The following is a 13,939-nucleotide window of genomic DNA, read 5'->3' on the forward strand; positions in this document are numbered from 1 at the left end:
GCAACATTTCAGTGCACCCCGGCAAAATCCACCAGCGGTGCACCAGCAAAGTGCTTTTCGGGCACTTTTGAGCCTGCATGCATTTGTGTCTACTTGCAACACCTGTTTCCACATCCATCCTCATCCCAGCCCGCCATGGACGCCTTCTTGACTGCCGCCGACAACGCACTGCGCACCCTTTTTGCCACACCGCGCGCCTCGGAAGCCTCACCCGCCACCGGTCATGCGGAGGGCGAAATGACCCCGGCAGAACGCAAATTGGCGGGCTCCCTGATGCGCGTCAACCACGTGGGCGAAGTCTGTGCGCAGGCGCTTTACACCGCCCAGGCGGCTGTCACCCGTGACGACCACCTGCGTGGCCACCTGCTGGAGGCAGCGCGCGAGGAAACCGACCACCTGGCCTGGACCCGGGAACGGCTGGACGCCCTGGGCGCCCGGCCCAGCGTACTCAACCCACTGTGGTTTGCCGGCGCCTTCGCACTCGGCCTGGTGGCGGCAAAGGTCAGCGACAGGGTGAGCCTGGGCTTTGTGGCAGAAACCGAGAACCAGGTGGCGGCCCACCTGGCGGGCCATCTGGACCGCCTGCCGGTCGATGACCTGGCCTCTCGCGCCGTGGTGGCGCGCATGAAGGATGACGAGGAGCGCCATGCGGCGCAGGCATTGGCCGAAGGCGCCACGCGCCTGCCGCCGCCGGTCCAGGCACTGATGCGGGCCGCCGCCAAGGTCATGACGACTACGGCGCATTACGTTTAGCCCCCCTGGGACGTCTTCAGCGCGGCGGGGCGACCCTTGCACGGGGGCGCTGGCCTTGGGCGCGCCAGGAGTTTCAGGCCTCCACGATCTCGAAGCCGTTGGTGATCTCGGCCGTCTTGCCGAGCATGATGCTGGCCGAGCAGTATTTTTCGTGGCTCATGGCGATCGCGCGCTCCACGGCGGCGGGTGGGATGCCCTTGCCGGTCACGGTGAACTGCATGTGGATCTTGGTGAACACCTTGGGATCGACCTGGGCGCGCTCGGAGGTGAGCTTGACGCTGCAGCCGCGCACGTCGTGGCGCCCGCGCTTGAGGATCAGCACCACGTCGTAGGCCGTGCAGCCGCCCGTGCCGGCCAGCACGGTCTCCATGGGCCGGGGTGCCAGGTTCTGCCCTCCATTGGCCGGATTGGCGCCGTCGGGCGCGCCGTCCATGGTCAGGACATGGCCGCTGCCGGTTTCCGCCACAAACCCCATTCCCGAGCGGGTTCCGGCGCCGCCGGTCCAGCTGACTGTGCATTCCATGTGTTCTCTCCTCGGTGATTCATCAAAAAAACGTGGCTTTTTTCACGAAATGGACAGGCCACTCCAAAAAAGTCGGTGAATTTTGCTGCATCGCAGCATCCGTTGCGCTAACATTGCGCCAAGCGTTGCCCTTTTATCGAAAAGGGACAGGTGCTGGAAACCTCTCCACCACCTCCAACGCGCCGATTGTCTCCTCCATCTCCTCAAAGGATGGATTCAGCCCTGGGCTTTGCGGCCTGGGGCTTTTTTTTGCCCGGATGGGGCACTCGGCACCGCCTGCACCCAGGCGGCAAGGACGAACACCTATGATGTGTGCCCCGCCTGCACAGGCGGCGCGCGCCACAGCCAGCCCCTTGCCATGACCCACGACCTGACCCCCGCCGATTACCTCAAGAAGATCCTCACCGCCCGCGTGTACGACGTGGCGATCGAGTCGGACCTGGAACCCGCCCGCGACCTGAGCCGCCGCCTGAACAACCGGGTGCTGCTCAAGCGCGAGGACCAGCAGGCCGTGTTCAGCTTCAAGCTGCGGGGCGCCTACAACAAGATGGCGCACCTCACCCCCGGCCAGCTGCAGCGCGGCGTGATCTGCGCCTCGGCCGGCAACCATGCCCAGGGCGTGGCCATGAGCGCCAGCAAGCTCGGTGCACGTGCCGTGATCGTGATGCCCACCACCACGCCCCAGGTCAAGGTGGATGCCGTGCGCACGCTGGGCGGCGAGGTGGTGCTGCATGGCGAGAGCTATTCCGACGCCTACCAGCACGCCGCCGAACTGCAGGCCAAGGAAGGCCTGACCTTCGTGCACCCCTTCGACGACCCGGACGTGATCGCCGGCCAGGGCACGATCGCCATGGAGATCCTGCGCCAGCTGCAGCGCTTGGGCAGCAACCGGCTCGATGCCGTGTTCGTGGCCATCGGCGGCGGCGGCCTGGTCAGCGGCGTGGCCAACTACATCAAGGCCGTGCGCCCAGAAATCAAGGTCATCGGCGTGCAGATGAACGACTCGGACGCCATGCTGCAGTCCGTGCGCGCGCACCAGCGTGTGACCCTGCCCGACGTGGGCCTGTTCTCCGACGGCACGGCCGTCAAGCTGGTGGGCGAGGAGACCTTCCGCATCGCCAGCGGCCTGGTGGACGAATTCATCACCGTGGACACCGATGCCGTCTGCGCCGCAATCAAGGACGTGTTCGTGGACACGCGCAGCATCGTCGAGCCCTCGGGCGCGCTGGCCGTGGCGGCCATCAAGCAGTACGTGGAAACGCACCAGACCGAGGGCGAGACCTATGCCGCCATCCTGTGCGGCGCCAACATGAATTTCGACCGCCTGCGCTTCGTCGCCGAGCGTGCCGAGGTGGGCGAGGAGCGCGAGGCACTGCTGGCCGTGACCATCCCCGAAGAGCGTGGCAGCTTTCGGCGCTTTTGCGAGGTGGTGGGTGCGCTGCCGGGTGGCCCGCGCAACGTGACCGAGTTCAACTACCGCATCAGCGACTCCGCCGAGGCCCATGTGTTCGTGGGCCTCACGGCGCAGGGCAAGGGCGAATCGCTAAGGCTCGCGCAGATCTTCACGGAGCATGGCTTCGGCGCGCTGGACCTCACGCACGACGAGCTGGCCAAGGAGCATCTGCGCCACCTGGTGGGCGGGCACTCCGCACTGGCGCAGGACGAGCGCCTGCTGCGCTTCGTGTTCCCTGAGCGGCCCGGTGCGCTGCTCAAGTTCCTGAGCCTGATGCAACCAACCTGGAACATCAGCCTGTTCCACTACCGCAACCAGGGCGCGGACTACGGCCGCATCCTGGTGGGCATGCAGGTACCGCCCGAAGACTCGGCCACGTTCGACGCCTTCCTCGCCACGCTGGGCTATCCCTATGTGGAAGAGACGCTGAACCCGGCCTACCGCCTGTTCCTGCGCGCCAAATAGGCCGGCCGGCCCGCACAGCGCCACCCCCATGCAAGCCCTGCGCCACTACCTGCTGGCCGTGCAGTTCTTCACCCGCATCCCGGTCACCGGGCGGCTGGCCGGCTGGGTGGGCTTCAGCCCCGCCATGCTGCGCGCCAGCGCCGCGCACCTGCCGGGCGTGGGCTGGCTCGCCGCGGCTGTGGCGGCAGGGGTGTATGCGGCCCTGTACCTGGCCCTGGCCCCCAACCCGCTGGGGCCGGCTGTGGCGGCCGTGTTCTGCACCGTGGCCACGGTGCTGCTCACCGGAGGCTTCCATGAGGATGGCCTGGCCGACGTGGCCGACGGCCTGGGCGGCAGCTACGACCGCGAACGGGCGCTGGACATCATGAAGGATTCGCGCGTCGGCGCCTTTGGCGCCATGGCGCTCATACTGGCCCTGCTGGCCAAGGTGAGCCTGCTGGCGGCGCTCGGCGCACACAGCCTGGCCACGGCGCTGGCGGCCCTGGTGGGCGGGCATGTGCTGTCGCGCCTGTGGCCGCTGTTCATCGTGCGCCGCCTGCCACACGTGGGCGACACCGCGCGCTCCAAGAGCAAGCCGCTGGCCGACCAGATCACCGGCACGGCCCTGGTGGTGGCTGCCGCCTGGTGCGTGGCCCCGCTGGGGCTGGCCTGGCTTTGGGGCACCTCCGCCACCGCCCTTGCCGCCTGCACGCTGAGCGCGCTGGCGGCGGCCTGGATGGCCCGGTGGTTCGCGCGTCGCTTGCAGGGGTTCACCGGCGACTGCCTGGGCGCCACTCAGCAGATCGGCGAGATCGGCTTCTACCTGGGCGCCGCGCTGGCCCTGGGGCATGGCTGAACACCCCGCCGCGCAACTCTGGCTGGTGCGGCATGCGCCGCCGATGGTGGCCAGGGGCACCTGCTACGGCATGCTGGACATGTCCGCCGAAAGCGACCCCACCCGGGCTTGCGCCCAGCGCCTGGGCCAGGCCCTGCCGGGCCCCGCACTGGTCTGGCATTCGCCCCTGCAAAGGTGCGTGCAATTGGCCCAGGCCGTCCAGGCAGCACGCCCCGACTGGCAGCCCCTGCCCGACGCCCGGCTGCGCGAGATGGATTTCGGCACCTGGGAAGGCCGCGCCTGGAACAGCCTCGCCAAGGCCGACATCGATGCCTGGAGCACGGATTTCGCCCACCACCGCCCGGGTGGCGGCGAGCCGCTGGCGGAGATGCTGGAGCGTGTGGCCCAGGCCCTGCAGGACACGCGAGCCGCGGTGCAGGCCGCGGGCCTGCACCACGCGGTGTGGCTCACCCATGCGGGTGTGGCCCGCTGCGTGGATTGGTTGCTGCACCATGCGGACAAGGCCCAGCCACGGGCGGACCAGTGGCCGGTGCATGCCCCCGCGTGGGGGGACTGGGATACGGTGGACCTGGGGTGAGGCGCCGCCCCCGGGTGGCAAAATACCAACAGACCCCGCAGTAAGGAGAAGCAAACCGTGCAAGCGCCGGATTCGGCACCAAGGGCCTGCCGTCCCTGAAGGATCAGTTCTTGCGCGGCATGTCCAGCGTGAGCATGGCCGGGCCGCCCACATCGGCCCCCAGCTGGGCCTGGCGCGGGCTCAGCGCCTGCAGGACCATGCCGGAATCCACCACGGTCCCCACACGGAAGGGCTTGGCGGGCTTGCCGTCGACCGCGATTAGCGCGGCACCGCCGCCACTGTGGCGCCCGGACAGCACGCCGATCAGGGCAAACCGGCTGGCCAGAGAGGCCATCGGCGCGGCCACGGCGGCGACGGCGCCGGCGGGCAAGGCCCCGAGCGCGCGCGCGACTGCCTGTGCGTCGGGCACCGCCGCCAGGGACGCCACCGTCGGGACGGTTTGCGCGACCGGCCGGTTCGACAGGCGCAGGCCCCAATAGACCACGCTGGCCCCTGCGGCGGCCCACAGCGCCAGAGTCCCCAGGCGCACGCCCCACTTGCTGTATGAATTGGTCACCATGCGGGCATTATGATTCACCGTTACGACCCTAGCGAGACCGCCTGCAGTGAACACCCCCTCTTTCATCCTGTCCTCCTCCCCTGCCCTGCCCCGTGCACGCCGCAGCCTGGCCCGGGGCTTCACCCTGATCGAGCTGATGGTGGTGGTGGTCATCATCGGCGTGCTGGCCGCGCTGATCGTGCCCAACGTGCTCGACCGCGCCGACGATGCCCGCGCCACCGCGGCCAAGACGGACATCACCAACATCATGCAGGCGCTCAAGCTGTACCGTCTGGACAACCAGCGCTACCCCACGCCCGAGCAGGGCCTGCAGGCACTGGTCGCCAAGCCCACGTCCGGCCCCGTCCCCGGCAACTGGAAGCTGTACCTTGAAAAGCTCAACAACGACCCCTGGGGCCGCCCTTACCAGTACCTGAACCCAGGCATCAAGGGCGAGATCGACGTGATGTCCTTCGGTGCCGATGGCCAGTCGGGCGGCGAAGGCAAGGATGCCGATATCGGCAGCTGGCAGTAATGACCCCCACGGTCGCGCACTGGCGTGTCGCTCCCTGCCCCCCGGGGGGGCCGCGTTTCGCCTTGGGGCGGCCCGGCGGCGAAACCTTGGCCCCCACGCTCCCGCACTGCGTGTCGCTCCCTGCCCCCCGAGGGGGCCGGGCCTTGCTTGGGGCGGCCCGGCGCTGCGGCCGCACGCCCTCAGCCCACGCAGTGACCGTTTCAGCCATTTCCCTTCGTGACCAAGGGCCGCACCCGAGCGGACCGGTGGCGAAGCCGTGATTTCCGAGAGAGCGCAGTGCGCACCATGCAACCTGTGCCCCCAACATCCATAACCCGTCGCGCACGCGGATTCACCATGCTCGAATTGCTGGTGGTCATCAGCATCATGGCGCTGGCGACGGCGGGTATTGCGCTGGCGATGCGCGACAACGGGCAGACGCAACTCGAGCGCGAGGCGGCGCGGCTGGCGGCGCTGCTCGATGCGGGGCGGGCGCAGTCGCGGGCCAGCGGGGTTCCGGTGCGCTGGCGCGGCGGGCCGCAGGGTTTCAATTTCGAAGGGCTTGCGCCCAACGCCCTGCCGCACCAGTGGCTGGCGACCGGCACGCTGGTGCGTGGCAATGCCGTCCTGCTGCTCGGGCCGGAGCCGGTGATCGGAGCGCAGCAGGTGCTGCTCACGCACCAGGACCATCCCGACCAGGCCCTGCGCGTGGTGACGGACGGGCTGCGGCCCTTCCGTGTGGAGTCGGTGCAATGAGCGCCCCGCTGCCCGGGAGCCAGCGCGGTTTCACGCTGGTGGAGGTGCTGGTGGCCCTGAGCATCGTGGCCATCGCGCTGATGGCCGGGCTGCAGTCGACGAATGCCCTTACGCGCAATGCGCTGCGCCAGTCCGACATCGTGCTGGCACAGCTGTGCGCCGAGAACGAGCTGGTGCGCGTGCGCCTCTCGCGCCAGATGCCCAGCGTCGGCGACAGCACCCAGCCCTGCGAGCAGGCGGGCCGGCGCCTGGACGTGCGCCTGACCGTGCGGCCCACGCCCAACCCGAGCTTTAGGCGTGTGGATGCGCAGGTGCTCGATGGCGAAAACTCCATCCTGCGCATCTCGACCATCGTGGGACGCTACTGAAAATGGTCTCCAGGCTTCACCCCACCGTGCAACCCGCCGTGCTGCAAGGCCACGGGCGCGGCCCCCTGCCGACAGTTCAGGGCGGTTTCACGCTGATCGAATTGCTCGTCGCGATCGCGCTGATGTCCATCCTGGCCATCATGAGCTGGCGCGGCATCGATGGCATGGTGCGCGCGCAAGAGCTGACGCGCCAGCGCGCCGACGAAATGCTGGTGATCCAGTCGGCCCTGGCCCAATGGGGGGCCGACCTCGATGCCATCCTGCCACTGGCCAGTACCACCCCGATGGACTGGGACGGGCAGGTGCTGCGCATCACGCGCCGCACCTCGGCCGTGCCCGACACGGGCGCTCTGGTGGTGGCCTGGACCCGGCGCGACATGCCGGGTGTGGAAGGCGGGGGCCAGTGGGTGCGCTGGCAGTCACCGCCCGTGCGCAACCGCAATGAGTGGCAGCAGGCCTGGCAACAGGCCGAGCAGTGGGCGCGCACGCCCGACGAACAGGCCCGGCGCTACGAAATCAGCCTGGTGCCCATCAGCAGCTGGCAGCTGTTCTACTTCCGCGGCGGCGCCTGGTCCAACCCGCTGTCGAGTGCCGGCCAGACCACGGGCAGCACCCCGGCCGCGGCCCTCCCCGACGGGGTGCGGCTGCAGGTCACCCTGTCACCAGGCCAGGCGCTGACGGGCGCCATCGTGCGCGACTGGGCCAACCCGACCCTGGGCGGAGGCCGCACCTGATGCGCCGCACAACCCCTTCCCGACGGCAGCCCACGCGGGCCCAGCGCGGGGCAGCGCTGCTGGCGGCCATGCTGACCGTCACGCTCGTGGCCACCTTCGCCGCCGCCTCCCTGTGGCAGCAGTGGCGCGCCATCGAGGTCGAGACCGCCGAACGCGACCGCGTGCAGGCCGCCTGGATCCTGGTGGGGGCGCTGGACTGGTCGCGCCTGATCCTGCGCGAGGATGGCCGTGCCGGCGGCGCCGACCACCTGGCCGAACCCTGGGCCGTGCCGCTGCAGGAGGCGCGCCTGTCCAGCTTCCTCGCGGCCGAGCGCGGCGTGGCCCAGGTGGAGGACGCCAGCACCGACACCGCCGACGCCTTTCTCTCCGGGCAGATCACGGACCTGCAATCGCGCCTGAACATCACCAGCCTGGCCGAGGGCGGGCAGGTGCAGGCCGGTGCCCTGAAACAGTTCACCCGGCTGTTCGAGCGGCTGGGGCTGCCCTCACAGGAGCTGACACTGCTGGTGGAGAACCTGCGCAAGGCCCAGGCCCGCACCGGCGCCGATGGCAGCGCCCCCCTCATGCCCCAGACGGTATCGCAGCTGGGCTGGCTGGGGCTGTCGCCGCCGACCATCGCGGCGCTGCTGCCCCATGTCACCATCCTGCCGGTGCGCACCCCGGTCAACCTCAACACCGCGGGCATCGATGTGGTCTGGGCCGCCATCGACGGGTTGGACATGGCCGGCGCACAGAAGCTGGTGCAGGCCCGCGAATCCAAACATTTCCGCTCCATGGCCGAGGTGGTCGAGGTGCTGGGCAGGGCCTCGTTCGACACCAATGACCTGGCCATCGCCTCGGCCTACTTCGAGGTACGCGGCCGGTTGCGCATGGACAACACCACCGTGGACGAGCGCTCCCTGGTGCGCAAGCTGGGCCTGGAAGTGACGACGCTGTGGCGGGAACGCGGCGCCTTCGACCGTGATACTGCCGCCCCGGCGCAACAGACCTTGCGCTGAATGCACTCAGCACAGGAGCCACCGCCTAAAATGATCCGCACTACCCGCCCATGAGCACGCTGATACTCTCCCTGCCGCCCACCCCTCCGGGGCTATCGACCCAGTACGGCTATACGCTGACGGCGGACGGGCATACCGCCCAGCGCCATGCGCTTGCCGAGGCGGCCCTGCTGCCCGAGACCGCGCGCCCCGGCGAGGTGGTGGCCGTGGTGCCGATCCAGGCGCTGTCCTGGCAGAAGGTACAGCTGCCGCCCGGCCTGCCCCTGGGAGCCAGCCAGCAGACACCGCGCCTGCGCTCGGTGCTCGATGGCCTGCTCGAAGACCGCTTGCTCGACGACCCGGCCCAACTGCACTTTGCGCTGCAGCCGGGCGCCCAGGCCGGCGTGCCGGTGTGGGTGGCCGTGTGCGACCGGACCTGGCTGCGCGCCCACCTGCAGGCCCTGGAAGCCGCCGGCCGGCGCGTGTCCCGCGTGGTGCCCGAGTTCGCCCCCGGCCCCACGGCCAGCGGCGACCCCGAGGTGTCGGCCATCGGCACGGCAGACGACCCCCAACTGATCCTGTGCGGCCTGGGCGCCGACCAGGGCATTTCGATGCTGCCGCTTACGCCGGCCACGCTGGCGCTGGCCGGCCTGGGCAGCGCCGCCGGCGGCGATGCACCGCCCACGCCGCTGCGCGCCGATCCGGCCGTGGCGGAATTGGCCGAGCATGCCCTGGGCCACCCGGTGAGCCTGCACACGGCCAGCGCCCGCGCCCTGGACGCCGCCCGCAGCGACTGGGACCTGGCGCAGTTCGAACTCTCCAGCAACAGCCGCTCGCGTGCCCTGCGCAAGGCCGGCGGCGCCCTGAGCGCCCTGCTGTACGCCCCCCAGTGGCGCGCAGCCCGCTGGGCGCTGGGAGTGCTCGTGCTGGCGCATCTGGCGGGCCTGAACGTCTGGGCCTGGCAGGAGCGGCAGGCCCTGGCCGCCAAGCAGACCAGCCTGCGCAGCACCTTCACCCAGACCTTTCCGCAGGTGCAGGCCGTGATCGCCCCCCTGGAGCAGATGGAGCGCGAGATGGCGTTGCTGCGCCAGGCGTCGGGCAGCTTCTCGCCGCGCGACCTGGAACCCATGATGGCCGCTGCCGGCAGCGCGCTGCCCAATGGCCGCATTCCCTCCGGCCTGGAATTCACCACCGGCGAACTGCGCCTGCGCGGCCTGCCACTCACCCCCCAAGAGGAACCCGTGCTCACCACCCGACTGCGGGCCGCCGGCTACACCGGCCGCCTGGACGATGGCAGCCTGGTGCTGCGTGCGGAGACCGCCCCATGAGCCAGCTCGCTCCCTTGAAAGCCCAATGGCAGGCCATGGCCCCGCGCGAACAGAACTTCGTGCTGGGCGCTGCCGCACTGGTGGGCCTGGCCCTGGTGTGGTGGGTGGGCATTTCCCCCGCCCTGCAGACCTTGCGCACGGCCCCCAAGCGCCATGCCGAACTGGACACGCAGCTGCAGCGCATGCGCAGCCTGCAGGCCGAAGCCCAGCAGTTGCAGGCTGTTCCGCAGAGCAGCACGGGCGACGCCACCGGCGCCCTGCGCAGCGGCCTGACGCAGCGCATGGGCACGGCCGCCCAGCTCAACGTGGCTGGGGACCGGGCCACCGTGACACTCAAGGCCGCCCCTGCCGATGCCCTCGCGCAGTGGCTGGCGCTGGCGCGCAGCAACGCCCGGGCCGTGCCCATCGAGGCACGCCTGACCCGCACCGCGCCCGCTGCCACCCCATCGGCGATGGGCAACAACAGCGCCCGCCCCGGCCCGCAGGCCGCAGCCACGCCACCGACCATGCTGCCCCCCACCCCGGGCGCCGCCCCCGCAGGCCCGCTGGTGCCCCCCATCCCCGGTGCCATGCAGGCCCTGGTGGCCAGCCCCGCACAGGACGCCCCTGCAGGCACGGCGCCCGCCACCCCGCGCTGGGATGGCACGCTGGTGCTGGCCCTGCCTGCACGGTGAACCCCACGAAACGCCCCGTGTCGCCTACCCGCAACCCACGCCTCTCCCCACGCGCCACCGGCGCCGTACCGCGCTCGCCCTGGGGCTGGGCCGTGGGCGGCGCATTGGCCGGCCTGCTGCCGGCGCTGGTGGTCTTTGCCCCCGCGCAATGGCTGGCCCAGGGCCTGGCCCGGGCCACGGGCGGGCAGTTGCTGCTGTCGGAAGCGCGTGGCACCGTCTGGAACGGCTCGGCCCAGCTGGTGCTGACCGGCGGCACCGCCAGCCAGGACCGCACGGCCCTGCCCGGGCGCCTGCAATGGACGCTGCGCCCCACCCTCAGCGGCGTGCACGCCCAGGTGCAGGCGCCCTGCTGCACCGTGCAGCCGCTGCAGGCCCGGCTGGCCCTGGGCCTCTCCCAGTTGCGCGTGACGGTGGGCGACGGCCAGAGCCGCTGGCCCGCCGCGCTGCTCTCGGGCCTGGGCACGCCGTGGAACACGCTGCAGCCGCAAGGCCAACTGGTGCTGCAGACGCAGGGGCTGCAGGCCGCCTGGCAGGCAGGCCGCATGGTGCTGGATGGCAAGATGCAGCTCGATGCGCTGGACATGTCCTCGCGCCTGTCCACCCTGCGCCCCATGGGCAGCTACCGCCTGGCCATGCAGGGCGGCGAAGTGCCCATCCTGACCCTGAGCACCCTGGGCGGCCACCTGCAATTGAGCGGCACCGGCCAATGGGTAGGCCAGCGCCTGCGTTTTGCGGGCGAGGCCAGTGCGGCGCCCGACCGCGAAGCGGCGCTCACCAATCTTCTGAACATCATCGGACGGCGCAACGGCGCGCGCTCCCTCATCAACGTGGGTTGACCCTATGACGACTTCCGCATCCTCCCCCTCGCCGCATCTGCAATTCGCCGTCAGCTCCATCACCCTGGCCGCCATGCTGCTCACCAGCAGCCCGCTGGCCCTGGCGCAGACGGCTGTCGGCACAGGCACCAGCAGCGTGCGCGGCAACGAGCCCGTCACGCTGAACTTCGCCAACGCCGAGATCGAGGCCGTGGCCCGCACCATGGCCACCATCACCGGACGCAACGTGGTGGTCGACCCGCGCGTGAAGGGCCAGCTCACGCTGATCACCGAACGCGCCGTACTGCCCTCGGCGGCGTTCCAGCAGTTCCTGGCGGCGCTGCGGCTGCAGGGCTTCACGGTGGTCGAATCGGCCGGCCTGTACAAGGTGGTGCCTGAGGCCGACGCCAAGCTGCAGGGCGGCAGCGTGAGCGTGAGCGAGTCGGGCTCGGCGCGTGGCACACCCGGCGGCGGACAGATCGTGACGCAGATCTTCAAACTCAACTATGAGAACGCCGGCAATCTGGTGCCGGTGCTGCGCCCGCTGATCAGCCCCAACAACACCATCAACGTGAACCCCGGCAACAACTCGCTGGTGATCACCGACTATGCCGACAACCTGCAGCGCCTGGGCCGCATCATCGCGGCGATGGATGTCTCCAACGCCAGCGACGTGGAGATCATCCCGCTGCGCAATGCCCTCGCGGCCGACCTCGCGCCCCTGGTGGCGCGCCTCATCGATGGCGGCAGCGGCGCCGCGCCTGCCGCCGCCCAGGGCCAGGCGGATACCTCGTTCAAGACCACGCTGCTGGCCGAGCCGCGCAGCAATTCGCTGATCCTGCGTGCGGCCAACCCTGCACGGGTGGCCATGGTGCGTGCGCTCGTGGACAAGCTCGACCAGCCCCCGGTGCCAGGCAGCAGCGCCTCCACGGGCAACATCCATGTGGTCTACCTCAAGAACGCCGATGCCACCAAGCTCGCCACCACCCTGCGCGCAGCCATGGCCAGCATGGGCGGCAACGCAAGCGGAGGGGCCAGCGCCAGCACGCCGGCGATTTCCGGTGGCGGTGCGTCTTCCCCTTCACTTTCGGGCGGGGGCAGCAACAGCGGAGGCTTGAGCGGCGGCTCCAGCAGCAGCAACAGCAGCCTCGGCGGGCTGGGCAGCAGCTCCGGCATGGGCGCCGGCTCGGGCATGGGCAGCGCCAATAGCAACCAGCCCTCCACCGGCGGCCTGATCCAGGCCGACCCGACCACCAACTCGCTGATTATCACGGCGCCCGAGCCACTGTTCCGCCAGCTGCGCGCAGTGATCGACCAACTGGACGGTCGACGGGCACAGGTTCTGGTGGAAAGCATGATCGTAGAGGTCTCGGCTACCAAGCTGGCGGAGTTCGGCATCCAGTGGCAAGGGGTTTTGGGAAAGCAGGGAGATGGCACCGTCGGCGTCATCGGCACCAATTCCACCCAAGGTGGAGGCGCCAACATCCTGAATGTCACAGGAGCGCTGGCCAGTGGAAGCACCAGTGCCATCACTGCGGCCGCCAGCACGCTGAGCAAGGGCCTGAACCTGGCCCTTGCACCGCGCATCAATGGCCAGTACTACCTGGGCGCGCTGGCCAACTTCCTGCAGAACAGCGGTGACGCCAACGTGCTGTCCACCCCCAACCTGATGACGCTGGACAACGAGGAAGCGCGCATCGTGATCGGCAACAACGTGCCCTTCCCGACCGGCTCGTATGCCAACACCGGCGGCAGCAACACGGTGAACCCCTTCACCACGGTGGAGCGCAAGGACGTGGGCCTGATGCTCAAGGTGCGCCCGCAGATCAGCGAGAACGGCACCGTGAAGATGTCGATCTATCAAGAGGTCTCCAAAATCGACCGCGCAACCCTCTCTGACGTGAACGGACCCACGACAAGCAAGCGATCCATTGAGTCGAACGTGGTGGTGGACGATGGCAACATCATCGTTCTCGGCGGTCTGCTCGAAGACAGCTACTCGCAGGGGGAAGACAAGGTGCCAGTGATGGGCGATCTGCCCCTGGTTGGCGGCCTGTTCCGCAGCGAAAACCGCACGCGCAACAAGACCAACCTGATGGTCTTCCTGCGCCCCGTGGTGGTGCGCGATGCGGCCACCAGCGAAGCCCTGATGGCAGACCGCTACGACGCGATCCGCGGGCTGCAGCAGGTGACGCAACCCGCGTCGAGCCTGCCGCTGCGCTCGGTATCGGGCGCCCCTGTCTTGCCTGAACTGCCCCAGCGCAGCACCCCGGCGCCGCGCGTGCAACCCGCCGCCCCCCTGCAGGACCTGGTGACGCCCGTGCAGCCAGCGCCCCGGCTGACGCCTTCGGGAGTGCCCATCAGCGAAGCACCTGTGCCCGCTGCGGCCACTGCACCGACCTACTACGTGCGTGCCGGTGTGTTCGGCGATGACTCGGCCTCGCAGGCCGCACTGGCCAGGCTGCGCAATTCGGCACTCCCCATCTCGGAGCAGCCGGTGGACACCAGCCAGGGCCCCCGCACCAGCGTGCGTGTAGGCCCGTACCACAACCCGGCTTCGGCCGACTCCGCTGCCGCGATGGTGCGCGAGCTCGCGCCCGCCGCCACGGTGACCCGCCAGACGCTCTGA

Annotated in this window: 15 protein-coding genes; 13 read left to right on the top strand and 2 right to left on the bottom strand. The window is 69.9% G+C overall.

Annotation, left to right across the window (positions count from 1 at the left end):
• The first annotated feature begins 135 nt into the window (after positions 1-135).
• Positions 136-753, top strand: coding sequence for a 2-polyprenyl-3-methyl-6-methoxy-1,4-benzoquinone monooxygenase (gene coq7, locus AC07PA_RS06755; protein WP_494608636.1), 618 nt, complete (start codon positions 136-138; stop codon positions 751-753).
• A gap of 73 nt (positions 754-826) precedes the next feature.
• Here coq7 and AC07PA_RS06760 read toward each other — a convergent pair whose 3' ends face one another.
• The gene (locus AC07PA_RS06760; RefSeq protein WP_494608635.1) at positions 827-1,276 is read right to left on the bottom strand and encodes an OsmC family protein; all 450 of its coding nucleotides are present in this window, start codon (positions 1,274-1,276) and stop codon (positions 827-829) included.
• 358 nt (positions 1,277-1,634) lie between these two features.
• Here AC07PA_RS06760 and ilvA point away from each other — a divergent pair, with 358 nt between their 5' ends.
• From ilvA to AC07PA_RS06775, 3 genes are read left to right on the top strand one after another with little or no spacing between them, the layout of a single operon-like run.
• A complete protein-coding gene (gene ilvA / locus AC07PA_RS06765; protein WP_494608634.1) occupies positions 1,635-3,194 on the top strand; it encodes a threonine ammonia-lyase, biosynthetic in 1,560 nt (519 codons plus the stop codon).
• A gap of 28 nt (positions 3,195-3,222) precedes the next feature.
• A complete protein-coding gene (locus AC07PA_RS06770; RefSeq protein ID WP_494608633.1) occupies positions 3,223-4,029 on the top strand; it encodes an adenosylcobinamide-GDP ribazoletransferase in 807 nt (268 codons plus the stop codon).
• Positions 4,022-4,606, top strand: coding sequence for a histidine phosphatase family protein (locus AC07PA_RS06775; RefSeq protein WP_494608632.1), 585 nt, complete (start codon positions 4,022-4,024; stop codon positions 4,604-4,606). Before AC07PA_RS06770 ends, AC07PA_RS06775 begins: the two co-directional genes overlap by 8 nt.
• Positions 4,607-4,709: 103 nt before the next feature.
• On the opposite strand, the gene AC07PA_RS06780 is transcribed toward AC07PA_RS06775, so the two are convergent.
• On the bottom strand, positions 4,710-5,165 hold the full coding sequence (locus AC07PA_RS06780) for a type II secretion system protein N (protein ID WP_494608631.1): 456 nt from the start codon (positions 5,163-5,165) through the stop codon (positions 4,710-4,712).
• 46 nt (positions 5,166-5,211) lie between these two features.
• Between AC07PA_RS06780 and gspG the strand changes: the two genes are divergently transcribed.
• From gspG to gspD, 9 genes are all read left to right on the top strand, one after another.
• Entirely contained in the window at positions 5,212-5,679 is a 468-nt protein-coding gene (gene gspG / locus AC07PA_RS06785) for a type II secretion system major pseudopilin GspG (RefSeq protein WP_007856594.1), read from the top strand.
• A 336-nt stretch (positions 5,680-6,015) separates the two neighbouring features.
• Positions 6,016-6,414 carry a type II secretion system protein GspH gene (locus AC07PA_RS06790; RefSeq protein ID WP_007856593.1) on the top strand — a complete coding sequence of 133 codons (399 nt, stop codon included), beginning with the start codon at positions 6,016-6,018 and terminating at the stop codon, positions 6,412-6,414.
• On the top strand, positions 6,411-6,782 hold the full coding sequence (gspI, locus tag AC07PA_RS06795) for a type II secretion system minor pseudopilin GspI (RefSeq protein WP_007856592.1): 372 nt from the start codon (positions 6,411-6,413) through the stop codon (positions 6,780-6,782). Before AC07PA_RS06790 ends, gspI begins: the two co-directional genes overlap by 4 nt.
• Before the next feature lie 2 nt (positions 6,783-6,784).
• Positions 6,785-7,516 (top strand): prepilin-type N-terminal cleavage/methylation domain-containing protein, encoded by a 732-nt coding sequence (locus AC07PA_RS06800; RefSeq protein WP_494608630.1) that lies wholly within the window; start codon positions 6,785-6,787, stop codon positions 7,514-7,516.
• The gene (gspK, locus tag AC07PA_RS06805) at positions 7,516-8,514 is read left to right on the top strand and encodes a type II secretion system minor pseudopilin GspK (RefSeq protein WP_494608629.1); all 999 of its coding nucleotides are present in this window, start codon (positions 7,516-7,518) and stop codon (positions 8,512-8,514) included. Before AC07PA_RS06800 ends, gspK begins: the two co-directional genes overlap by 1 nt.
• 50 nt (positions 8,515-8,564) lie before the next feature.
• Positions 8,565-9,821, top strand: a complete 1,257-nt coding sequence (gene gspL, locus AC07PA_RS06810; protein ID WP_494608628.1) for a type II secretion system protein GspL — start codon at positions 8,565-8,567, stop codon at positions 9,819-9,821.
• A complete protein-coding gene (locus AC07PA_RS06815) occupies positions 9,818-10,495 on the top strand; it encodes a type II secretion system protein M (protein WP_494608627.1) in 678 nt (225 codons plus the stop codon). Before gspL ends, AC07PA_RS06815 begins: the two co-directional genes overlap by 4 nt.
• A 17-nt stretch (positions 10,496-10,512) precedes the next feature.
• Complete coding sequence (gspN, locus tag AC07PA_RS06820; protein WP_035204339.1) at positions 10,513-11,331, top strand: type II secretion system protein N; 819 nt, start codon at positions 10,513-10,515, stop codon at positions 11,329-11,331.
• Between the two features lie 4 nt (positions 11,332-11,335).
• Positions 11,336-13,939, top strand: a complete 2,604-nt coding sequence (gspD, locus tag AC07PA_RS06825; protein ID WP_494608626.1) for a type II secretion system secretin GspD — start codon at positions 11,336-11,338, stop codon at positions 13,937-13,939.

Source organism: Acidovorax sp. GW821-FHT09B03, from assembly GCF_059418305.1.

Coding starts and splice junctions, on each gene's coding strand:
- AC07PA_RS06815 (WP_494608627.1), top strand. CDS start 9,818: ATGAGCCAGCTCGCTCCCTTGAAAGCCCAATGGCAGGCCATGGCCCCG.
- ilvA (WP_494608634.1), top strand. CDS start 1,635: ATGACCCACGACCTGACCCCCGCCGATTACCTCAAGAAGATCCTCACC.
- AC07PA_RS06775 (WP_494608632.1), top strand. CDS start 4,022: ATGGCTGAACACCCCGCCGCGCAACTCTGGCTGGTGCGGCATGCGCCG.
- gspL (WP_494608628.1), top strand. CDS start 8,565: ATGAGCACGCTGATACTCTCCCTGCCGCCCACCCCTCCGGGGCTATCG.
- gspD (WP_494608626.1), top strand. CDS start 11,336: ATGACGACTTCCGCATCCTCCCCCTCGCCGCATCTGCAATTCGCCGTC.
- AC07PA_RS06770 (WP_494608633.1), top strand. CDS start 3,223: ATGCAAGCCCTGCGCCACTACCTGCTGGCCGTGCAGTTCTTCACCCGC.
- AC07PA_RS06790 (WP_007856593.1), top strand. CDS start 6,016: ATGCTCGAATTGCTGGTGGTCATCAGCATCATGGCGCTGGCGACGGCG.
- AC07PA_RS06780 (WP_494608631.1), bottom strand. CDS start 5,165: ATGGTGACCAATTCATACAGCAAGTGGGGCGTGCGCCTGGGGACTCTG.
- gspI (WP_007856592.1), top strand. CDS start 6,411: ATGAGCGCCCCGCTGCCCGGGAGCCAGCGCGGTTTCACGCTGGTGGAG.
- AC07PA_RS06760 (WP_494608635.1), bottom strand. CDS start 1,276: ATGGAATGCACAGTCAGCTGGACCGGCGGCGCCGGAACCCGCTCGGGA.
- AC07PA_RS06800 (WP_494608630.1), top strand. CDS start 6,785: ATGGTCTCCAGGCTTCACCCCACCGTGCAACCCGCCGTGCTGCAAGGC.
- gspK (WP_494608629.1), top strand. CDS start 7,516: ATGCGCCGCACAACCCCTTCCCGACGGCAGCCCACGCGGGCCCAGCGC.
- coq7 (WP_494608636.1), top strand. CDS start 136: ATGGACGCCTTCTTGACTGCCGCCGACAACGCACTGCGCACCCTTTTT.